A 20,938-nucleotide genomic window follows, 5' to 3' on the forward strand; every position below is an offset into this window, starting at 1 on the left:
ATGCAATACATCGCCGACAAACTCGGCGGCAAGGGCAACATTGTGATTCTGTTGGGCGACCTGGCGAACAACTCCACCACTAACCGTACCAAGGGCGTGAAGGAAGTCCTGACCAAGTACCCCGGCATCAAGATCGAACAGGAACAGACCGGTATCTGGTTGCGTGACAAGGGCATGACCCTGGTTAACGACTGGCTGACCCAGGGCCGCGATTTTGACGCGGTACTGGCCAACAATGACGAGATGGCCATTGGTGCATCCATGGCGCTGAAGTCGGCAGGCAAAAAAGGCGTGTTGATCGCCGGTGTCGACGGCACGCCGGACGGCCTTAATGCGATCACCAAGGGCGACATGACCGTGTCGGCCTTCCAGGATGCCAAGGGCCAGGCCGACAAGTCGGTGGAGACTGCGCGCAAGATGGCTAAAAACGAGCCCATCGAGCAGAACGTAATCATCCCGTTCAAGCTGATCACGCCGGATAACGTCAAAGACTTCAAGTAGCCCTTCATAACAACAATAAGCAAGCAGGGCGGCCACGGTCGCTCTGCTGATGGAGTACCCGATATGCTTGCTCAAGCCACTGTCTCGCAGCCTCCCGGTCTCCAGCCCGCGCTGCTGGAAGAACCCTACCTGCTGGAAATCGTCAACATCAGCAAAGGCTTTCCCGGCGTTGTGGCCCTGGCCGATGTGCAACTGCGCGTGCGCCCAGGCTCGGTACTGGCGCTGATGGGCGAGAACGGTGCGGGCAAGTCGACGTTGATGAAAATCATCGCCGGCATCTACCAGCCCGACGCCGGGGAAATTCGTCTGCGCGGCAAGCCGATTGTGTTTGAAACACCGCTGGCGGCGCAGAAGGCCGGGATCGCGATGATCCACCAGGAACTCAACCTGATGCCACACATGAGCATCGCCGAGAACATTTGGATCGGCCGCGAGCAGCTCAATAGCCTGCACATGGTCAACCACCGCGAAATGCACCGCTGCACCGCCGAGTTACTGGCCCGTTTGCGCATCAACCTGGACCCGGAAGAACACGTCGGCAACCTGAGCATCGCCGAGCGGCAGATGGTCGAGATTGCCAAGGCGGTGTCCTACGACTCCGACATCCTGATCATGGATGAACCGACTTCAGCCATTACCGAAAAGGAAGTGGCCCACCTGTTTTCGATCATTGCCGACCTCAAGTCACAGGGTAAAGGCATCGTCTACATCACGCACAAAATGAACGAAGTGTTTGCCATCGCCGATGAAGTGGCGGTGTTTCGTGACGGCCAGTACATCGGCCTGCAGCGCGCCGACAGCATGAACAGCGACAGCCTGATCTCGATGATGGTCGGCCGCGAGCTGAGCCAGTTGTTCCCGGTGCGCGAGACACCCATCGGCGACTTGCTGCTGTCGGTGCGCGACTTGAGCCTGGACGGCGTGTTCAAGGACGTGTCGTTCGACCTGCATGCCGGTGAAATTCTCGGCATCGCCGGGCTGATGGGCTCGGGGCGCACCAACGTGGCAGAGACCATTTTCGGCATCACTCCAAGTTCCAGCGGCCAGATCACCCTTGACGGCAAGCCGGTGCGCATCACCGACCCGCACATGGCCATCGAGAAGGGCTTTGCGCTGTTGACCGAGGACCGCAAGCTCAGTGGCCTGTTCCCGTGCCTGTCGGTGCTGGAGAACATGGAGATGGCGGTGCTGCCGCATTACTCGGGTAACGGCTTTATCCAGCAAAAAGCCCTGCGCGTGCTGTGCGAAGACATGTGCAAGAAGCTGCGGGTGAAAACTCCGTCACTGGAGCAGTGCATCGACACTCTGTCCGGCGGCAACCAGCAAAAAGCCCTGTTGGCGCGCTGGTTGATGACCAACCCGCGCTTGTTGATCCTCGATGAGCCGACCCGTGGCATCGACGTTGGCGCCAAGGCCGAGATCTATCGCTTGATTTCCTTCCTCGCCAGCGAAGGCATGGCGGTGATCATGATTTCCTCCGAACTGCCGGAAGTGCTGGGCATGAGCGACCGGGTGATGGTGATGCATGAAGGCGAACTGATGGGCACCCTGGATCGCGCCGATGCGACCCAGGAAAAAGTCATGCAGCTGGCTTCCGGTATGACCGTAGTCCACTGACGAACCGCACAGAATAAGAAGGTAATTGGCTATGAACGCAATAACAGACAACAAGCCTGCCACGGCACCGGTCAAGCACCGTCGGCGTTTACCCACCGAGCTGAGTATCTTCCTGGTGTTGATCGGCATCGGCCTGGTGTTTGAGCTATTCGGCTGGATCGTGCGCGACCAGAGCTTCCTGATGAACTCCCAGCGCCTGGTGCTGATGATTCTGCAAGTGTCGATCATCGGCCTGCTGGCGATTGGCGTGACGCAGGTGATCATCACCACCGGTATCGATCTGTCTTCAGGCTCGGTGTTGGCGTTATCGGCGATGATTGCCGCCAGTTTGGCGCAAACCTCGGACTTTTCCCGGGCAGTGTTTCCCAGCCTGACCGACTTGCCGGTGTGGATTCCGGTGGCGATGGGCCTAGGTGTGGGGCTGCTGGCGGGGGCAATTAACGGCAGTATCATCGCGGTGACCGGCATTCCGCCGTTTATTGCGACCCTGGGCATGATGGTCTCGGCCCGTGGCCTGGCACGCTACTACACCGAAGGCCAGCCGGTGAGCATGCTCTCGGATTCGTACACAGCCATCGGCCATGGTGCGATGCCGGTGATTATCTTCCTGGTGGTGGCGGTGATCTTCCATATCGCCCTGCGCTACACCAAGTACGGCAAGTACACCTACGCCATCGGCGGCAACATGCAGGCGGCGCGCACCTCGGGCATCAACGTCAAGCGTCACCTGATCATCGTCTACAGCATCGCCGGTCTGCTGGCGGGCCTGGCCGGTGTGGTGGCCTCGGCGCGTGCCGCCACCGGCCAGGCCGGTATGGGCATGTCTTATGAGCTGGATGCGATTGCGGCGGCGGTGATCGGCGGCACCAGCCTGGCGGGCGGAGTAGGGCGCATCACCGGCACCGTGATCGGTGCGCTGATTCTCGGCGTGATGGCCAGCGGGTTTACCTTTGTGGGTGTGGATGCGTATATCCAGGACATCATCAAGGGGCTGATCATTGTGATTGCGGTGGTGATCGACCAGTATCGCAACAAGCGCAAGCTCAAGCGCTGATACCGATTAACGGGCAACACCTATCCAATGTGGGAGCTGGCTTGTTGTGGCGAGCAAGCTTGCTTGCGCTGGGGTGCGAAGCGCCCCTAAAAAGCCTGCTCCAGCTGCGCTGTCGAACGGGAGCAAGCTCCCTCGCCACAGCAAGCCAGCTCCCACAGCTAGTCTTTATCAGACCGTTCTAACCGTTTGTCTTCTATATAGCTCCACAGCACTGAATTTCTTGCTATAAACGCACTCCGATGACCGTTCGCCAAGCCCGTCCTGGTGCCTTTGGGGGTTAATTGGGAAAAAATGCCTGTCTTTTCAGTTGCTGAGCCTTCCAGTCGGCCTTAGACTGCCGCCCCTCGTAAATTGAGTGCCGGGTGGCGCTTGAAATGGACGGCGCCCTTCCGAGGCCTGCGAAGGTCTGCCGGAACGCTCCCTTATTCGCCTTAATGCACGTATTTTTTATAGAGAAATCAATGACAAAGGAAAAGTTGCTGGCCATGCCGGCGGATGACTACATGAATGCCGAACAGCACGCTTTTTTCGAGAAGTTGCTGCAAGACATGAAAGTGGAACACCACGAGCGCATTGAGCAGAACCGCATCGCCATCGAAAGCCTGGACACCCCGGCGGACCCGGCTGACGCTGCCTCTGTGGAAGAAGAGCGCACCTGGCTGGTGAACGCCATCGACCGCGACCAGCGCATGCTGCCGCAGCTTGAGCGTGCCCTGGAACGCATCAAGGAAGATTCTTTTGGCTGGTGCGATGACAGCGGCGAGCCTATCGGCCTCAAGCGCCTGCTGATCAGCCCGACCACCAAATACTGTATCGAAGCGCAAGAGCGTCACGAGCAGATCGACAAGCACCAGCGCCAGGCCTGATGCGCTGAAGTCGGGCATCGCAGCTGTGATGCCCGAAGAAACACCGGTTACGTCCCTGTCTATTGATCTGCTGCAAGCACCCCACGAAAGGCCCATGGATAATGGCCCAATAGTGGCGTTTAATGCAGCAACAATAACGACAAACAGTGGGGTAACGACGATGGCTGGAGACGGATCTCTGATGGGCGCAGCAGCGCCACCGCAAACGGTGGTGCGCGTGCTGCCCGGCTGGCTGACGCCGCTTATGCAGAGCACCGCGCTGGTGCTGGTCCTGCTGGGCCTGTCGTTTGCCGGCTTGCCGCTGTACCTGTGCCTGCCACTGGCCTTGCTGGTGATCTGGCTGCCTGCGCTCAAAGCCCGAGTGCCGCGTGTAGCGCCTGCCCAGGCGATTGATACGCTGGGTGAGCTGACTCGCGATCTTTCCTACACCACCAGTCATAACGCACTTTCCGCTGCCGGCGTGGCCTATTCGGTCAAGCAACTGGCCGCGCGCGTGCAATCGCAATTAGGCGCCGCCAAGCAAATTGTCAGCAGCGCCGAAGTGATGATCGGCACCGAGCAAGTCACCTCTCAACTCAGCCGGCAGGCCTTGGGCGCGGCCAGCCAGGCGCACCAGCGCAGTACTGAAGGGCGCGAAGTGTTGGCTCAATCGATCACTCGCATGCACCAACTGCGCCTGCGCGCCAATGCCAGCCGAGAGTTGATCGAGGCGCTGAGCCAGCGCAGTGAAGAGATTCAGCGCGTGACCCTGGTGATCCAGTCCATTGCCAGCCAGACCAACCTGCTCGCGCTGAACGCCGCCATTGAAGCGGCGCGCGCCGGCGAGCACGGGCGCGGCTTTGCCGTAGTGGCCGATGAAGTGCGTGGCCTGGCCGGGCGTACGGCCACGGCGACGGATGAGGTCGGCGTGATGGTCGCCGATATTCAACAACGCACCGCCCAGGTGGTGGAACAGATTCGCCAACTGTCTGCCGACTTGCACATCGGTGTCGAGCAGGTGGAGCAGGCGGGTGAGCAACTGGAAAATATCGCCAGCCTGGCAGCCGACGTAGAAGGGCAGGTCAACGAGATCGCCCAAGGCACCGACACCAACCGCGCGCAACTCGACAGCCTGTTCCACGCGGTAGAGCAGATGCGCAGCGATTTAACGGTGAGCGACCAGCAGACGCGGCAACTGGCCGAGGTCGCTGTGCAGATGGAAGGACAGGCTGAAACCATCAGTGAGCGCCTGGCTGAAGTCGGGCTGGATGACTATCACCAGCGCATCTACGACCTGGCTCGCGAAGGGGCGAGCCGTATTGGTGAGCAGTTCGAGGCTGACATCGTGCAAAACCGCATCAGCCTGGAAGACTTGTTCGACCGCAGCTACACGCCGATCCCCAACACCCGGCCGAGCAAATACCACACGCGCTTTGATGGCTACACCGACCAAGTGCTGCCGACGATCCAGGAGGCATTGCTGCCGCGCCATGAGGGGCTGGTGTTCGCGATTGCCTGCACACCGCAGGGCTATGTGCCCACACACAACAAGGCGTTCTCCCACGCCCTGACCGGCGATGCACAGGTTGACGCCGTGCAGAACCGTACCAAACGCAAGTTCGACGACCGTACCGGCATTCGTTGTGGCAGCCATCAACAAGCAGTGCTGTTGCAGACCTATACCCGCGATACTGGCGAACTGATGCACGATTTGTCGGTGCCGATCATGGTTAAGGGGCGGCATTGGGGTGGCTTGCGCCTGGGCTATAAACCGGAAGGGGCCAAGGCTGGGCGTTAGGATTGTTACTGTTTATGCAATGGAGCTATTCCGGAGATAGCTTTTTCCACGTGGAATAAAACCGTAGCATGGTCAATATTGTTAGGTAGCTAACTAATGTGGCGGAGAAGCTCCATGCAGAACAAGGTCGATGTCGCCGTGATGATCGGCAGTGGTGTTCCCGAAACCCTGCGTGCGCTGGGCCAGAAAGCCTGTTGGGTGGTGTTGCTCAATGGCGAGCAACGCGGTACGGCATTCGCCAGCCGCAGTGAAGCCGAGGAGTGCAGAGCCGCCTGGCAGGCACTGATGCACCTGGAACAATCAGACAGCCTGCATTGAGGCGTGTTATTTAGACGGGTGCAGGCGCTGGTTCAGCTCATCCACCGGTATTGCCCATTCGGCGTCTTCGCGCAGTTCTTCTTTAAGAAACGCCGCTTGTTGCGCAGACCAGAAGGGTGCGTCGATCAGCTTCACGTCTTCAGGTAGCGGATGCGCGACGATAAAAGCATCGATGGCTTCAGGTGTTGAATCCAGACCGAGTTGATCAAACAGGGTTTCAAGCGTAGGGATTGGCGCGTCCATGGTGGGTTCTCCATGCAAGGTGAGGGATGTTGTGCATGTGAGGCCGGGGACGCGACAGAGTTCAGGATTTGCACAGGTCAGGAATTGAGTGCACCTGAATCCACCGCGGATTTCAGCGCCCTGGCGGCATCTTTGCCGGCAATGGCCGCAGCGTCGACGGTTTTGAACCAACGATCTTTTTCTACCTGATGCGTGGTGACCGTGGTCAGCGGTGGTTTGGCCCGCATAATGATCACCGCTTGAAACTCGCCATCTACTTCTCGCGCATCGCCATGGATGAAAAATTCGCCAATATCAAATTCCGTCACGTATAGCCTTCCCTTCAAGTTAACTGCATCAAGGTCACTGCACTGATGAACGCCGACACGCAAGGGGCAAACTTCAATGGACGGGCCAGTATGGCAGTTGTTGAAGGGCGACGGCGCAGTAAAGTCAGGCGGGTGACGAAACGATCGCAGCGTGAACCGCTTGCAGGTTGGCTTCAAGTTGTTGGGCCAATTCGCAAGCCTTGGAATGCGTGCTGCGAAAGCCTTTGATCCTGCCGCTGGTCACTTCAAGGATATGAAAGAAATTGCGTCCGGCCGGTACCACTTGGTAAAGAACGTAATTGGAGTACCCGTTGGGGTTATGTAAGCAGTAGTATTGGCGCTCGTCTGGACATGATGAACGAGTGCGCGATGACATAACGGCGTGTTGACGTGGTTGCATGCTCAGCTCCTGTCGATCGACCTTGTGGACTTACCAGCAGCGTTTCGAGTGGTTTTGAACCGGGTTGCTGTTTTAGTATTGTCGTCGGCAGCCGATGCCTGGTTCCATTCCGGGTGTTATGTAATGTGTAGGCTGTCGGAAATCGCGTTTTTAACCGGGTTATTCTCTGAAGTGGGTCGGTCCGAGTTCTCGGGCTGCTGAACCTGTGATTTGCTGTGTCGCCTGATGACCTTGCATAAGGTCCATCGTGCATCTGTGTACTAGTCTTATGGCGTGGCAGCAGGTTTCTTCAGTTTTTTTACGAATGTGTGATCGAGCCGTAACGGCCGTTTTTTTGTGCTGTCCGCTCTGGCGGTCAGCGCCTTTTTTGATGTGGGGGCGTTTCCTTGGCAGTCAGTAATCTGGATATGCACGCGTTATTCGTGCTGGGTGATTTGCGCGCAAAGTTGGTCAAGCAGTTTCAATCCCGTTTCGTTTACATCACTGAACAGACGCCGGAAGGCATTTACATCGCCGAGATCGATACTGAATCGGCGCTGGTCGTGGATGACAAACCGCGCCTGGAACTCAAGGTCGGCGACCATTTTCGTGCCGCCGTGTTGCCGAGCCGTGAAGGCGGCAAGTTCGAACTGAAGTTTCGCGACATCAAGTTGACGGTGTATGGCTTGGGCGATTACGCCTTTGTTTCGTCGACCGAAGGCCAGGGCATCGTGTTCAAGGAAGGCCACAGCGTGATGCTGGTGTTTGCCGCCAATGAACAATTGCAGGAAGGCTTGACCAAAACCCTCAAGGCCGTGACCGGCAAGGCCGCCAAGTGGCGCAAGGGTGAACTGGTGACGTTCAAGGCCAGTGAGTAACTGCTAAACGCCACGTGTATTCTTGCGCCTCCGGAACCTCTACTACAGTTGAGTTGACTTAACTATTCAGAGGCTTCGCGCATCCGCAGCAAAGCCGCCCGCTATGGCTGTGAAAATGCGAGGTGCAAAGGCATGAAAGGATTGAGAACCCTGGTGGTTGCGGCTGCGGCTGCGGCGTTGACGACCATGAGTCTGTCGTTGCCGGTATCGGCTGCGCAAACGCCGGTGCACTTTGCCGACCTGAACTGGGAAAGCGGTAGCCTGATCACCGAAGTGCTGCGCTTTATTGTCGAAAAGGGCTATGACCTGCCCACTGATACGTTGCCCGGTACCACCATTACGCTGGAAACCGCCCTGGCGAAAAACGATATCCAGGTGATCGGCGAAGAATGGGCCGGCCGCAGCCCGGTGTGGATCAAGGCCGAAGCCGAAGGCAAAGTCATCGGCCTGGGCGATACGGTCAAAGGCGCCACCGAAGGTTGGTGGGTGCCGGAATACGTGGTCAAGGGCGACCCGGCCAAAGGCCTCAAACCGCTGGCGCCGGACCTCAAGACCGTGCAGGACCTGGCGCGTTACAAGGACGTGTTCAAAGACCCGGAGTCGCCCGGCAAAGGGCGTTTTCTTAACAGCCCGATCGGCTGGACCTCGGAAGTGGTCAACGCGCAGAAGCTCAAGGCGTATGGCCTGAACGACAGCTATGTGAACTTTCGCAGCGGCTCGGGTGCGGCGCTGGATGCGGAGATCGCGTCGTCGATCCGTCGTGGCAAGCCGGTGCTGTTCTACTACTGGTCGCCAACGCCCTTGATGGGCCGTTACAAGCTGATCCAGCTGGAAGAACCGCCATTTGACGCCGATGCCTGGAAGACCTTGACCGATGCAGACAACCCCAACCCACGGCCGACGCGCTCGTTGGCGTCCAAGCTGAGCATCGGTGTGTCGACACCGTTCCAGCAAGCGCAGCCGCAGATTGCCGAGTTCTTTACCAAGGTGCAGTTTCCGATTGAGCCATTGAATAAAGCCTTGGCGGCGATGAGCGAAAATCACACGGCGCCGCGTGACGTGGCGCAAGTGTTCCTCAAGGAACACCCTGAAGTGTGGAAGGCGTGGTTGACGCCGCAGGTGGCGCAGAAGGTTGAGGCGAGCCTGAAGTAACCTTCAATGTGGGAGCCGGGCTTGCCCGCGATGGCGGCGTGACAGTCAACTTATACAGGACTGACACACCGCCATCGCGGGCAAGCCCGGCTCTCACATTTGGTTCTCTATTCCAGGTTTAGAATCGGGTTTGTACGGCCAACTCAAACGTCCGTGGCGCGCCCAAATAGTAAGCCGGCGACGCATGCGCAAACTCGGCATACACCTCATTGGTCAGGTTACGTACCCGCCCGGTCACCGAGGTATGTGAATCCACTTTGTAACGCAGGAACGTGCCGAATAGCGTGTAGGCCGGCACCGTCTGGGTATTGGCATTATCGGCATACACCTGGGCCACATACCGCGCATCCACACCGCCTTGCCAGTCCTCGGCAACGTCATACGTCAGCCATACGTTGCCCACGCGCTTGGGCACGTTGGTGGGCGTATTGCCCTTGCGCGATACCACTGCGCCGCTGGCGATTTTCTCGTTGAAGTCATCGTACTCGGCGTCCACCCAGGCAAAGTTGCCTTCGGCCAGCAGCCGTGGCGTGATGCGTAACGAACTGGCCAACTCGATGCCCTTGGAGGTCTGCGCACCCACCGGAATGCTGTTGTTCGGGTCCAGCGGGTCGGTGACGGCAAAGTCCTTGCGCTCGATCCTGTAGGCGGCGACGGTGGCCGAACCGCGACCGTCGAGGTAGTCGAACTTGCTGCCGACTTCCCACTGTTTGCCGGTCGACACGTCGAACACTTGAGTGGTGGTGGAAGGTTGCTCCGCTGCGGTGCTGTATTGCACATACACATTGGCCGATGGGATGAACTGATACGTCAGGCCTACGCGGCCGGTGACCGGCTCCCAACTGCGCTTGAAGTGGCGTGGGTTGGTGGCGGTGATCACGCGATGGTTAGTCACATCCAGGTCGATGGCGTCGTAACGCAGTCCTGTGAGCAGCGAGAGTTTATCAGTGAGGCCCAAGCGGTTTTCCACAAACAAGGCTTTGGTGGTGACCTCGTTGGTCTTGTCTTTGATAAAGCCTGGCCGGGTGCCCGGAATGTCATAGAAGTGCCCGGGGTTGTAGCTGTTCGGGTCTACCGTGCTGTTGCCCGGCACATTCAACGGGTTATTGGTGGTGCTGTTGACCTTGTACTCGAAGCCGCCGGACCAGGTGGTTGACAGGCCGAACACATTGTCGTCATGGCGCAGCTCGAACTGGTTGCCGTGCTGTTCGCCCTGATGGCGTACCTGGTAGGCGGTCGAGCGGTTCACCGCGCTGTTGTCGGCGTTGTAGTGGTAGGTTTCCAGGTTGCGGTAGTCACGCTGGCTGTCCAGGTGATACAGCGTGTTTTTCAGTGTGGTGCTGTCGTTGATCCGGTAGTCGATGATCGAACGCATCCAGATCGTGCGTTGCTCGTAACGACCATCGGCGACGTTGTAGTTGTTGAAGCGGTTGTGCTTGTCGATTTTCAATTCACCCGCCTTGGGGTTGAGCACCGGCGTGCCCCAATACGGGCTGTCCTCATGTTCATCCTGGTATTCCAGGGCCAGGGTGTGGGACAGGTTGGGGGTGAGGTCACTGAGCAAGGAGAACGCCAGGCTCCAGGCATCGCGCTGTTCGCGGTCGATGTAACTGTGGTTGGTGTTGCGGCTGACATCCAGGCGCGCGTAGTGCTGCACCTCGGCGCCGGGTTCGGTCAGGGCATGGTTGAGGCCAAAGGCCATGCCGGCAGTGTCGTAGCTGCCATAGCTGAGCTGGCCTTCGGCGGCTTGTTCCTCGCGTGTGGCAAGCTTGGTCACGTAGTTCAGCGAGCCGCCCACTGAGCCGGCGCCGTTGATCAGGGAGGAGGGGCCGCCGACCAGCTCAACCCGGTCATAGATCCATGCATCCACCGGCCGCGCCAGGCCGGTGGCGACGTTGATGCCGTTGAACATCTGGGTGATCTGGCTGCTGGTAAAACCACGATAGGACACAAACCCGCCAAACCCCGGCGGCGCACTGGCGTTGACGCCGGGCAAGGTGTTGGCCGCATCGCGGAAGGTTTTTGCGCCATGGCGCTCAATGTCGTTGCGGTTGGCAATGGCCACCGACGCCGGGGTTTCGCGCATGCTTAAACCCAGGCGTGACGCCGTGCCGCTGGATTGGTCCAGGGCCAGGCCCGGTTCGCTGGTTTGTTCGCCATCAATGGTGGTGGGGGCCAGCTCGAGCGCCCAGCCACAGACAGGCAGGCAGCCGAACAGGCCCGCCAACAAGGGTAAATGTTTCATGGTTGAATCCTGAAAATCTTGGCTTGAAAACAACGCACAGTCCTCCGCAGTCCTAAAGGGAGCGGTGGTCGATGCAGATCAGAAAGCGCAGGGATCAGGCGAAAACGGGAGGCGCACGCGGGTTGGCCGTGGGCCAGGTGAAGCGGGCAGGAATATCAGCGGCAAGCACCACCGCTGGCGGCGGCGCGTGCGGTTGGGGCAACACCGCCACATTGAGGCTGGAACTGAGTGCTGGCCCCATGCCGCCGGTCGAACACAATGGGCAACCGAACGCCTTGGACAGCGTTGGCAGGTTCTCGTCGGTGGAGTTGTTCTGTGCCGGCGCCTGGGTGCGCGGGTCGACCGTACAAAACTGGCCGCCGATGCCGTTGAGCTGCATGCCCAGCATCTGCCCATGTCCAATACTGCACGCGAACACATTGAACAGGACGCAGCAATACAGCATCCAGGCAATGAGTGAGCGGTCGGCACGGGCGATTTTCATGGGGCGGCACTTTACCATCAGCCGCCGACGAAATGCCTACAAAAAATCTCAGGCCGACTATCCTCATTCGCACATTTAAGGGAGCGCCTGCCATGAGCTTTTTCGTCGCACGCTGGATCGTCGCGATTTTTACCTGCATCAGCATGGTGCATCTGTACTGGGCCGCCGGCGGCAAGCTCGGCAGCCTGGCCGCCATTCCCGAATTGCCCGGCGAGTTCGCCCAGGGGCCACGGCCGGCGTTCAAACCGTCGGCACTGGGCACGTTTCTGGTGGCGATGGGCTTGGTGGCGATTGCCTTGCTGGTGTGCCTGCGTGCCGGGTTGTACTTTTCGCCGGTGTCCCACGGCGCGCTGCAATGGGGCATCAGTGCGATTGCCTTGGTGATGTTCGCCAGGGCGATTGGCGATTCGGAACTGGTGGGTTTTTTCAAGAAAGTGAGCGGGTCACGATTTGCCCGTTTGGACACCTATTTTTATTCACCCTTGTGCCTGGTATTGGGCGCGGGTTTATTGATCGTGGCGTGGAACTGATAACAAAGCACACAAAAACCACATAGCCAACAAAACCCACTTGACACGCCCCCAGGCTCGGGCGTTTATTGACGTACCCACCGGACTCATGTGCAGACGGCCCAGGATACTCAATGAACACAGACCTCTTGATGCCCACTGTGATCGACGCTGCCGAGGCCATTCGCGCGGGCACGCTGTCTGCGGTACACCTGGTCGAGCAAAGCCTGCACGCAATCGAAACCCACAATCCCACACTCAATGCGTTTGGCGACGTGTACGCCGACTCGGCATTGGCGCAAGCGCAAGTGCTGACCGAAGAGGCCAGGGCAGGGCAGTTGCGTGGCCCGCTGCATGGCGTGCCCTTTGGGATCAAAGACCTGTTTTCCACCGCTGGCCTGCGCACCACCCGGGGCTCATTGACCGGCCTTGATCACGTGCCCAGCCAGGATGCGCCAATCATTCGCCGTCTTAAGGACGCCGGTGCAATCATCCTCGGCAAAACCGCCACCACCGAATTCGGCTGGACTGGCGCCAGTACCTCGCGTGTGTTCGGCAACGGTCGCAACCCCTGGAACCCACACCTCACCAGCGGCGGCTCCAGCTCCGGCTCGGCGATTGCCGTGGCGGCACGCATGGTGCCGGGCACGCTGGGTTCCGATGGCGGTGGGTCGGTGCGCATTCCGGCGGCGTTCTGCGGGGCGTTCGCCATGAAAGGCTCCCTGGGCCGCATTCCGACCTGGCCTTGGTCGGCCACCGAAATGCTCAGCCATGCCGGGCCGATCACGCGCACGGTGCGCGACAGCGCTTTGTTGTTTGACATCCTTTCCGGGCCGGATCCGTTGGATCATCAGGCCTTGCCCGCATTGACCGAATCCTGCCTGGCGCGCTGCGACCAGCCACTGGGGCCGCTGCGGGTGGCGTATTGCCCGACATTGTTCAACACCCCGGTCGACCCGGTCATTGCCGCTAGCGTCGAAGCCGCCGTGTACAACCTGGCGGAACGCTTGCCGGTCACCGTGACCACCTTGACGCTGGACTGGCAGGACCCACTCGCCACATTCGAAACCTTGTGGGTCGGCGGACGCGGCATTGCCTACGGCAAAGCCCTGGCGGATCGCCTCGACCAACTGGACCCAGGCTTTGCCGCGCTGATCCAGCGCGCGGGCGATTACGACCTCGGTGACTACCTCAAGGCCGTGCAACAACGGGCGCACTTCGCCAACCAGGTGCACGCGCTGTTCAACGACTATGACGTGTTGCTGCTGCCCACCCTGCCAACCCTGCCGTTCGCCGCCGACCAGGTCGCGCCCGAAGGCTGGCCGGGCGCGGACGGCGCGGTGCCCTGGGCACGTTGGACGCCCTTTACCTACCCGTTCAATATCACCGGCAACCCCGCTGCGAGCCTGCCTTGCGGCTTCAGCCCGAGCGGCTTGCCGATTGGTTTGCAAGTGGTCGGCCCGCGCTTTGCCGACGCCCAGGTGTTGCAGTTCTGCGCCGCAGTAGAAGCCATTGCGCCTTGGGACCAGCACCTGCCGCCGCTGTTGTTGTAGTGCCTGATTGCCCCGTGGAGCCGGCTCGTTAGAGGCCTGCCCTGGACAGATCCTTTTGTAGTGTTTCTGCCCTTTCACACCCCGATGAGTGAGAGGTAAACGTGACCCGATCAATCGCCGTCAGTCGTCCTTTGCCCCCCGCCGGACTGGTGCATGCCGCGTACTGTGGTGGGCGCAAAGCGCGCGATACTGACGGCTCGAATTTGCCTTGGAATGCACCCTTTATGCTCAATCAGCCGCGTCTCGACGAAATCATGCTCATGCTCACCCAACATCAGCGCGTCAAGGCGTCGGACCTGGCGCAAGCGCTGTTCGTCAGCGAAGAAACCATTCGCCGCGACTTCAAATACCTGGAGGAGGCCGGCAAGTTGCGTCGCATCCATGGCGGCGCGATCTTGCCCAGGCTGAACGAAGAACAACCGCTGCAAGTGCGCACCCGCATCAAGGCCCAGGCCAAGACCCGCATGGCAGTCTGTGCTGCCAAACTGGTCAGCGAGGGCATGGTGCTGTTTCTCGATACCGGCACCTCGACCCTGGCCCTGGCCCAGCAATTGATTGGTTTCAGCCAACTGCGCATCATCACCAACTCGCTGGACATCGCGCAGTTGATCACCCAGCAAAGCAGTAATCAGGTGCTGGTGGTGCCCGGTGATGTGCGCCGTAATGACAATGCGCTGATCGGCGCCCACACCCTGGAATTTGTCCGGCAGTTTCACTACGACATCGCCTTCATGGGCATCGGCGCGGTGGACTTGCAGCTGGGCTTCATGGACTACCAGGAGCCCGAGGCGCTGCTGCGCCGCACCCTGACCCAACATTGCCTGCGCAGCGTCATCCTCGCGGACGACGCCAAGTTCGGCCATCGCACGTTCATCAACACACTGCCGTTCAGCGCCATCACCACTTTGGTCACCAATCGCCCTCCGTCCGCGGAGTTTGCGACCTGCCTGGAGCACGCCCATGTCGACATCCTTTACCCCTGAGTGGCTGTCTCCCAGTGAGGCGGACGTCGAGGCCTTCGAGACGCTGTTTCGCGACAGCTCAGCCATCGGTGCGACACCGGCAGGTGGTTTGCACCGCCTGGCCGCATCGGCCGAAGACGGTGCGGTGCGCGACCTGTTCAGCGCGTGGCTGCGTGAGCGCGGTTTCGACGTGCGCGTAGACGCCATCGGCAATCTGTTCGGGCTGATCACCTTCAACCCGGACGCCCCCTATGTGCTGTGCGGCTCGCACTTGGACAGCCAGCCCAGCGCGGGGCGTTTCGACGGTATCTATGGGGTGTTGGCTGGCGCAGTCGCCATCGCCAGCCTGGCGCGCCAACTGCACGAGCGCGGCGAAACCCCGGCGTGCAACCTGGCGGTGGTGAACTGGACCAACGAAGAAGGCGCGCGCTTTCAACCCAGCCTGATCGGCAGCAGCGTGTTTACCGGCGACCTGGCCCTGCACGAAGCCTGGGAATGCCGCGATGGCGACGGCATTCGTCTCAAGGATGCGCTGCAAGCGATCGGCTATCTGGGGGACGGCCTGGTTGAACTGGATGTGGCCGGTTATGTGGAAATCCACGTTGAACAAAGCGACGGTCTGGAAAGCCAAGGCCTGGACATCGGCGTAGTGCGTGAAACCTGGGCGGCGCTCAAGCAGCGTATCCGTTTCGACGGCGAACAGAACCACACCGGCCCAACCCCGATGGCCGCCCGCAAAGATGCCTTGCTCGCGGCGGCGCATGCGATAACCACCGTGCGCGCCGAAGCGGACGTGCACGGGCTGCAGTTTCACAGCTCGGTAGGGCGCCTGGAAATTTACCCCAACTCGCCGAACGTGGTGCCCTCGCGCGTCACCTTGCATGTGGAGTACCGCTCGCCGGACACGGCATTGCTGGCGGTTGCCGGTTATCGGCTGGATGCCAGCCTCAAGGCCGTCGCTGCATCGACCGCCACCACATACGAAGTCGAAAGCCGCGCCCTGCGTGCGCCCATCGCGTTACACCATGGTTTTGCCGAATTGGCCTACGGCGTCGGTCAACAACTGGGGCTGGCGGTCGGCAACACTGTCACGGTTTCCGGCCACGACGCCATCAGCCTCGGCCGGCATTACCCGGCATGCCTGTTGTTCATTCCGAGCAGCAACGGCGTGTCCCATAACGAGGCGGAACTCACCCATGACCGCGACATGCGCACCGGCCTGCAGATGCTGACCGCGCTGCTGCATTGCGCCTGTACTTCCCCCAACGCTTACCGGTGAGGGACGACATGTCCAACTGTTCCTACGCACTGTCGCGCCTGATGGGCGCCCTGGAGTCCGCCGGCCTGTCTGCCCATGTCGAGGTCTCGGACGGCACTGCCGGTATCGCCTCGCCGATACGCCTGGCCACCGAGTGGACCGGCTTTCACCTCACGGCGCCCTGGGGCCAGTGCTACGCCAAAGTGCTGCACGACGATATGCGTGCGCTGATCGACATCGAGCGCACCGGCCGCGCCACCCAACTGGCGGCTGACTGTGACGTGACCCCCGGCGTGCGCCTGGTGGATGTGGCTGCCGGCGTGCTGCTGCTGGATGCCTTGCCGGCCCACGAGTGGCGTTGGGCACGGCTCGATGAGTTACTGCAACCCCAGCGCCTGCAAGCGCTGTGGGCCTTGAAGCGGCAGTTGCACGTCGGCACCTCACCGGGCTTCAACCGTTCGCCGTTGCAGGATATCCAGCACCTGCGTGAGCTGTGCAGCCGTGACGGCGTGGGCCTGCCCGCTGATCATGGGTGGATTGAAACCTGCATCGATCTGGCCTGGACCGCGCTGCAATTGAGCCCTGGCACCTGCGTGCCCTTGCACGGCGACGGGCTGGCGAGCAATGTGATGATCGGCCCCGGCGGCGCGTTGCAATTGATCGACTTCGACTACGCTGGTTGCTTTGACCCGTGGTACGACGTGGCCGTCAGCCTAAACGAGTTGTATGCCTTTGAAAGCCAGTGGCGTGACGGCATCAAGGCCTGGGCCGGTGAGTGTCGCGAGTGCGATTACGCCCGCTGCCGCCTCTATGCGCTGATCAATGATTGGTATTGGACGCTGTGGGGCTTGTGGGTCGGCGCGACCTCAACGCGGCCCCTGGAGTTCTCCAAGGTGGGGCAGTGGACCTTGCTGCGCTGCCGGCAGAGCTTGCAAGACCCGCGATTTGAAAGTTGGTTACGGCAGGTACAGGAGGGGCAGGCATGAAAGCAATGGGTGAGGCCTGTACGCCTCAAGAATTCCAATTGGAGGCGGCAGTGCGCGGCGTGCGCGATTGGAGCGGTTCGGGCATTCGTTACGAGCCGGTCAGCGGCGGGATCTCCAACAGCAACTGGCGGGTCGAGGTCAGCGGGCTCGACACCGCCTACTTCTTCAAAGTGCCCGGCGCCGGCACCGAGATGTTTATCGACCGGCGCACCGCCCATGACGCCAGCGTCAAGGCCGCGCAAACCGGCTATGGTGCGCCGGTGTTTGCCTTCCTCGAAGAGTTTGGCGTTGAAGTTTTCGAGTTTATGGAAGGCTGGCGAGCCTCTTCGAATCAGGACTTTCTCGACCGCGATGTGCGCCATAACGCCCTGCATGCGCTGAAAGCGTTCAACGACCAGTCGCCGCTGTGCCAGACCAAAACCGTGTTCGACATGATTGCCGAGCATCAGCGCCAGGTCGAAGAACTGCAGGGCTGCACGCCCAGCGATGATGCCTGGCTGCGTCGCCAATGTGACCGGGCGCGTGGCGCGTTGCAAGCGTCGGGCATCGACTTGGCGCCGTGCATGAACGACACGCTGGCGGGTAATTTCATGCTCAATGACCGCCGCCAGATTCGCCTGGTGGACTTTGAGTACGCCTCCAATAACGACCGTCATTACGAGCTGGCGCTGTGGTTTGGCGAGATGTTCTTCACCGACGAAATGGAACTGGCGCTGATCGAAGATTATTTCGGCCAGGTCACCCCGCAACGGCTGGCGCGGATCAAGTTGCACAAGGCCCTGGCCGACATCAAATGGTCGACCTGGGCGATGGTCCAGCACGCGGTGTCGCAGTTGGATTTCGACTTCTACAAATATGGTGCCTGGAAGCACATGCGCGCACGTAGCGTGATCAATGATTCGCAATGGGAAACCTGGCTAAGACAGGCCTGAGCCTGCGCCAGCACAATAACGACGAGTCACCCTGTAGCTCCTTTGGCGCTGGTTTGCGCTGACGTTTCACTGCTTGATTTTTTGATTGATCACACAACAAACCGATCCAGAAATTCAAGGAGCACCCTCCATCATGAAACCCGCAAGCGCGTCACCCGCACGCCTGAGAAACCAGATCTTTGGCGCCTACTTCTTCCTGTTGTTGATGCTGGCGTTGTTCCCGCCGTTTTATTTGAGCGTGAGTGGCAGTCGCGCCTTGGTGGTAGGCATCCCGCTGCCGATTTTCTATTGGATCGCCATTGCCGTACTCGCCGCGCTAGGGGTGTGGGGGTTGTATCTGGCCGAGCTCAAGGCCGGTGACATTCCTGACGAGGAGGGCGTGTGATGATCAGCACCAGCAGCGATGCCCACTTGTTCATTACCTTCGGTGTGATCGGCCTGTTCCTGGCCGGGATGATCGCCGTGCTCTATGCCACCAACCGCGAAAGCACCAGTTTTTCCGACTACGCCGTTGGCGGGCGCTCTTACGGGCCGTGGTATATCGCCATGTGCTACACCAACTCCTGGTGGCCGGGCTCGACCTTCACCGCGTTTTTTGCCCTGAGCGTCGGCGGCGCCCTGGGTTTCTACGGCATGGTCTATGCGACCCTGGGCGTGACCGCGATGTACCTGATGGCCAGCCGCGCCTGGACCTGGGGCAAACGCTTCAACCTGCGCACCCAGCCGGACCTGCTGGGCATGCGCTTCGACAGCCCGGCGGTAAAACGGGTCGCCTCGATTATCGGCATCATCTCGGTGTTTCCATGGGTGGTGATGGGCATCCAGGCCCTGGCGATGCTGTTCCAGTTCGCCAGCTTCGGCCGTTGGGGCGTCACCACCTGCCTGTTTGCAGGCGTGGCGGTGGTACTGATCCGCCAATACTGGACCGTGAGCATGGGCATGCGCGGGTTGATCATGACCGATATGTTCCAGGGCCTGATCGCCTACGTGGTGTGCGCCGGGGTCTGCGTGTTCCTGCTGTTCGGCGATCAGGCAGCGTTTTCCAACCTCTCGCAATTACCGGAAAAAATGCTGCAAATTCCCGGCGCCGCCGGCACCGGTTATGGCCCGATGTACATGTTCAGCCTGATCTTCACCGGCGTGATCGGCTCGATGTGCTGGCCGATGAGCTTCCAGCGCATCTACACCGCCAGCGGCGTGCGCTCGGTGAAAAAGGGCACGCTGTACACCATGCTGCTGGTGGGCGGGTTCTACGGCATCCTCATGCTGTTTGCTGCCGCCATCAGCCAGGATCCCAACGTGCTGGCCCACCCGCAACAAGGCTGGTTCCTCTCGCTGTTCGACATTGGCGGGCCATGGCTGCTGGCGCTGGCCATCGTCATCGTACTGGCCGCCAGCATCGGCCACGTCGACGGCTGCGTGCAGGTCTGCGGCACCCAGTTTGCCAACGACCTGGCCACCTGGAACACCCCACGCACCGACCGCCAGCTCACCTTACTGGCCAAGGCCGGCATGGTGGTGTTTATCGTCGCCGCCTCGGTGCTGGCCTACCTGACCTTTGATTATTCGCGCCTGCAATTACTGGCGCAGATTTCCTACCAAGGCATCATTCAACTGGCCGTGCCGCTGTTCTTCGGAATCTTCAGCCGCCGTGGCAACAAACAGGGCGCGATTGCCGGCATGTTGGCGGGGATTATGGTGGCGATTGTACTGACCACGCTGTACCCGGATGACATTCCAGCGCTGGGGTCGTTGACCAGCGGGATTGTGGGGCTGGTGGTGAATGCTGCGATTTTTGTTGTGTGCGCGCTGGTGATCAAGCCGAGCGCGGTGGAGCAAGCGCGAGTGGAGGGGTTGTTTGAGATGGCCGCGAGTGGGCGTGGGGTGCAGGTGGGGGCTGCGCCGGTTATGAGTTGAAAATGGATCGGGGCTGCGGTGAGTGGCCCCGGTTTGAGCGTGTGACTTATGTGGACTAAATATGTGTTGGGTAAAGTTGAATTGCGGTAGCGCTGAGTTCAACAAATCCTGATTTCTGAGGTATGGGACCGTCCAACTCAATTAGGATTATTGAATCACCGAGCTTTAATGCTACACATCCTTCTTCGTCAGCTTGGACCAGCTCGGCGGTTATTTGGATGAGGCTGTTCTCCATTTTGATTTTTGAAGATTTTTCAGCGGTTGGCTTCACGTTTATATTCCATGAGAAAACCTCCTCAAAATCAAACTCAACGTCGATAATTTCACCGATTTTTGGCGCAGTATCGCTCCATAGTGCAGTGCCATCTCCGAAGGGTGAATGGAATTTTACGTGCAATACGTTCAGATAGGAAAATGTATCGATCACTACAATTTTCATGTTTTTTCCGAGTGGGAGATTGCCGGTTTTCGTGTGAGTGTTTTGGTAATGATTCGATTTTCTTACATTCGGCATCAACCCTGTCTGTTTAGCACTGTACTCGTTTGCAGTTACGATAAAAATGGGTTCGTCATAAAAAATAAAGCTGTTGCTAGCGCTGTTTGCAGCTTGGTTGTGTTACTACCTGTGCCAATACATTTGATGGTTTAAAAAAAGAAATACAGCCCGGTGTTGTTGTCAATTGCCAGTTTGTTGAGTTTGATTATTTTTCTTGCCAGCTCTTGGTTTTCGGGTATTGAATGATTTTCTAGTATATATAGTGATTTTTTGAGGTCTTCATTGGTGTTGATGCTCTCGTCTTCATAATCGTCGATCATCTTTCCAAGCGAATTGTTGATTTTGTCGATAACGCCTGATCCCATTAACTGCTGATATTCTGTATGGGTCAGGGGGCAATTCGCCAATAACGAGATTGGGCAATCGTCAGTGTCTAATAGAATCATCGCTTCTTTAGTCAAAGGGGTGCAGATAAATTTCACTTTTCTATACTCTTGTTGAAG

General features: G+C 59.3%; 23 protein-coding genes. 16 read left to right on the forward strand and 7 right to left on the reverse strand.

Going from position 1 to position 20,938, the window contains the following annotated elements; translation table 11 throughout:
• From GIW28_RS27855 to GIW28_RS27880, 6 genes are all read left to right on the forward strand, one after another.
• Positions 1–501, forward strand: a 501-nt coding sequence (locus tag GIW28_RS27855; RefSeq protein ID WP_236490452.1) for a substrate-binding domain-containing protein, incomplete at its 5' end; no start/stop codon positions are given.
• A 63-nt stretch (positions 502–564) separates the two neighbouring features.
• On the forward strand, positions 565–2,118 hold the full coding sequence (locus tag GIW28_RS27860; RefSeq protein ID WP_200433899.1) for a sugar ABC transporter ATP-binding protein: 1,554 nt from the start codon (positions 565–567) through the stop codon (positions 2,116–2,118).
• Positions 2,119–2,149: 31 nt separating this feature from the next.
• Complete coding sequence (locus GIW28_RS27865) at positions 2,150–3,172, forward strand: ABC transporter permease (RefSeq protein ID WP_026013640.1); 1,023 nt, start codon at positions 2,150–2,152, stop codon at positions 3,170–3,172.
• 461 nt (positions 3,173–3,633) lie between these two features.
• A complete protein-coding gene (locus GIW28_RS27870; RefSeq protein ID WP_003191666.1) occupies positions 3,634–4,038 on the forward strand; it encodes a TraR/DksA family transcriptional regulator in 405 nt (134 codons plus the stop codon).
• A gap of 544 nt (positions 4,039–4,582) precedes the next feature.
• Positions 4,583–5,815 carry a methyl-accepting chemotaxis protein gene (locus GIW28_RS27875; protein ID WP_370589445.1) on the forward strand — a complete coding sequence of 411 codons (1,233 nt, stop codon included), beginning with the start codon at positions 4,583–4,585 and terminating at the stop codon, positions 5,813–5,815.
• Between the two features lie 114 nt (positions 5,816–5,929).
• The gene (locus tag GIW28_RS27880; RefSeq protein WP_017136429.1) at positions 5,930–6,133 is read left to right on the forward strand and encodes a hypothetical protein; all 204 of its coding nucleotides are present in this window, start codon (positions 5,930–5,932) and stop codon (positions 6,131–6,133) included.
• A gap of 6 nt (positions 6,134–6,139) precedes the next feature.
• On the opposite strand, the gene GIW28_RS27885 is transcribed toward GIW28_RS27880, so the two are convergent.
• From GIW28_RS27885 to GIW28_RS27895, 3 genes are all read right to left on the reverse strand, one after another.
• Positions 6,140–6,376 carry a DUF2789 domain-containing protein gene (locus GIW28_RS27885; protein ID WP_099550121.1) on the reverse strand — a complete coding sequence of 79 codons (237 nt, stop codon included), beginning with the start codon at positions 6,374–6,376 and terminating at the stop codon, positions 6,140–6,142.
• 77 nt (positions 6,377–6,453) lie between these two features.
• The gene (locus GIW28_RS27890) at positions 6,454–6,684 is read right to left on the reverse strand and encodes a hypothetical protein (RefSeq protein WP_026013642.1); all 231 of its coding nucleotides are present in this window, start codon (positions 6,682–6,684) and stop codon (positions 6,454–6,456) included.
• Between the two features lie 124 nt (positions 6,685–6,808).
• Positions 6,809–7,084 carry a hypothetical protein gene (locus GIW28_RS27895; RefSeq protein WP_017136432.1) on the reverse strand — a complete coding sequence of 92 codons (276 nt, stop codon included), beginning with the start codon at positions 7,082–7,084 and terminating at the stop codon, positions 6,809–6,811.
• A 407-nt stretch (positions 7,085–7,491) separates the two neighbouring features.
• Here GIW28_RS27895 and GIW28_RS27900 point away from each other — a divergent pair, with 407 nt between their 5' ends.
• On the forward strand, positions 7,492–7,941 hold the full coding sequence (locus tag GIW28_RS27900) for a hypothetical protein (protein WP_050547738.1): 450 nt from the start codon (positions 7,492–7,494) through the stop codon (positions 7,939–7,941).
• 132 nt (positions 7,942–8,073) lie between these two features.
• The gene (locus tag GIW28_RS27905) at positions 8,074–9,093 is read left to right on the forward strand and encodes an ABC transporter substrate-binding protein (protein WP_017136434.1); all 1,020 of its coding nucleotides are present in this window, start codon (positions 8,074–8,076) and stop codon (positions 9,091–9,093) included.
• Between the two features lie 118 nt (positions 9,094–9,211).
• Here the strand turns inward: GIW28_RS27905 and GIW28_RS27910 are convergent, their stop codons facing one another.
• Both GIW28_RS27910 and GIW28_RS27915 read right to left on the reverse strand, forming a co-directional pair.
• Positions 9,212–11,338, reverse strand: a complete 2,127-nt coding sequence (locus GIW28_RS27910; protein WP_236459050.1) for a TonB-dependent receptor — start codon at positions 11,336–11,338, stop codon at positions 9,212–9,214.
• A gap of 94 nt (positions 11,339–11,432) precedes the next feature.
• On the reverse strand, positions 11,433–11,822 hold the full coding sequence (locus GIW28_RS27915) for a DUF2946 domain-containing protein (RefSeq protein WP_017134615.1): 390 nt from the start codon (positions 11,820–11,822) through the stop codon (positions 11,433–11,435).
• A gap of 92 nt (positions 11,823–11,914) precedes the next feature.
• Here GIW28_RS27915 and GIW28_RS27920 point away from each other — a divergent pair, with 92 nt between their 5' ends.
• The 8 genes from GIW28_RS27920 to GIW28_RS27955 all read left to right on the forward strand — a co-directional run bounded on the left by GIW28_RS27920 (position 11,915) and on the right by GIW28_RS27955 (position 19,939).
• Positions 11,915–12,352 (forward strand): DUF3995 domain-containing protein, encoded by a 438-nt coding sequence (locus GIW28_RS27920; protein WP_017134614.1) that lies wholly within the window; start codon positions 11,915–11,917, stop codon positions 12,350–12,352.
• Between the two features lie 131 nt (positions 12,353–12,483).
• Complete coding sequence (locus tag GIW28_RS27925) at positions 12,484–13,884, forward strand: amidase (protein ID WP_099550147.1); 1,401 nt, start codon at positions 12,484–12,486, stop codon at positions 13,882–13,884.
• Between the two features lie 224 nt (positions 13,885–14,108).
• A complete protein-coding gene (locus GIW28_RS27930) occupies positions 14,109–14,867 on the forward strand; it encodes a DeoR/GlpR family DNA-binding transcription regulator (protein WP_017134612.1) in 759 nt (252 codons plus the stop codon).
• On the forward strand, positions 14,845–16,125 hold the full coding sequence (locus tag GIW28_RS27935; RefSeq protein ID WP_177034378.1) for a M20 family metallo-hydrolase: 1,281 nt from the start codon (positions 14,845–14,847) through the stop codon (positions 16,123–16,125). The genes GIW28_RS27930 and GIW28_RS27935 overlap by 23 nt, the downstream gene beginning before the upstream one ends.
• Before the next feature lie 8 nt (positions 16,126–16,133).
• On the forward strand, positions 16,134–17,090 hold the full coding sequence (locus GIW28_RS27940; RefSeq protein WP_017134610.1) for a phosphotransferase family protein: 957 nt from the start codon (positions 16,134–16,136) through the stop codon (positions 17,088–17,090).
• Positions 17,087–18,022: a choline kinase family protein gene (locus GIW28_RS27945; protein WP_236447214.1), complete on the forward strand. Its 936-nt coding sequence runs from the start codon at positions 17,087–17,089 to the stop codon at positions 18,020–18,022. The genes GIW28_RS27940 and GIW28_RS27945 overlap by 4 nt, the downstream gene beginning before the upstream one ends.
• A 133-nt stretch (positions 18,023–18,155) precedes the next feature.
• Entirely contained in the window at positions 18,156–18,407 is a 252-nt protein-coding gene (locus GIW28_RS27950; RefSeq protein ID WP_017134608.1) for a hypothetical protein, read from the forward strand.
• Positions 18,407–19,939 carry a sodium:solute symporter family protein gene (locus GIW28_RS27955; RefSeq protein WP_236447213.1) on the forward strand — a complete coding sequence of 511 codons (1,533 nt, stop codon included), beginning with the start codon at positions 18,407–18,409 and terminating at the stop codon, positions 19,937–19,939. Before GIW28_RS27950 ends, GIW28_RS27955 begins: the two co-directional genes overlap by 1 nt.
• Positions 19,940–19,994: 55 nt before the next feature.
• Here the strand turns inward: GIW28_RS27955 and GIW28_RS27960 are convergent, their stop codons facing one another.
• Both GIW28_RS27960 and GIW28_RS27965 read right to left on the reverse strand, forming a co-directional pair.
• Positions 19,995–20,378 carry a hypothetical protein gene (locus GIW28_RS27960; protein WP_017134606.1) on the reverse strand — a complete coding sequence of 128 codons (384 nt, stop codon included), beginning with the start codon at positions 20,376–20,378 and terminating at the stop codon, positions 19,995–19,997.
• Positions 20,379–20,584: 206 nt separating this feature from the next.
• On the reverse strand, positions 20,585–20,938 hold a 354-nt coding region (locus tag GIW28_RS27965), incomplete at its 5' end, for a hypothetical protein (protein ID WP_236490453.1).

Source organism: Pseudomonas sp. PA-5-4B (assembly GCF_021606215.1).
GTDB classification, from domain to species: Bacteria; Pseudomonadota; Gammaproteobacteria; order Pseudomonadales; family Pseudomonadaceae; genus Aquipseudomonas; species Aquipseudomonas edaphica.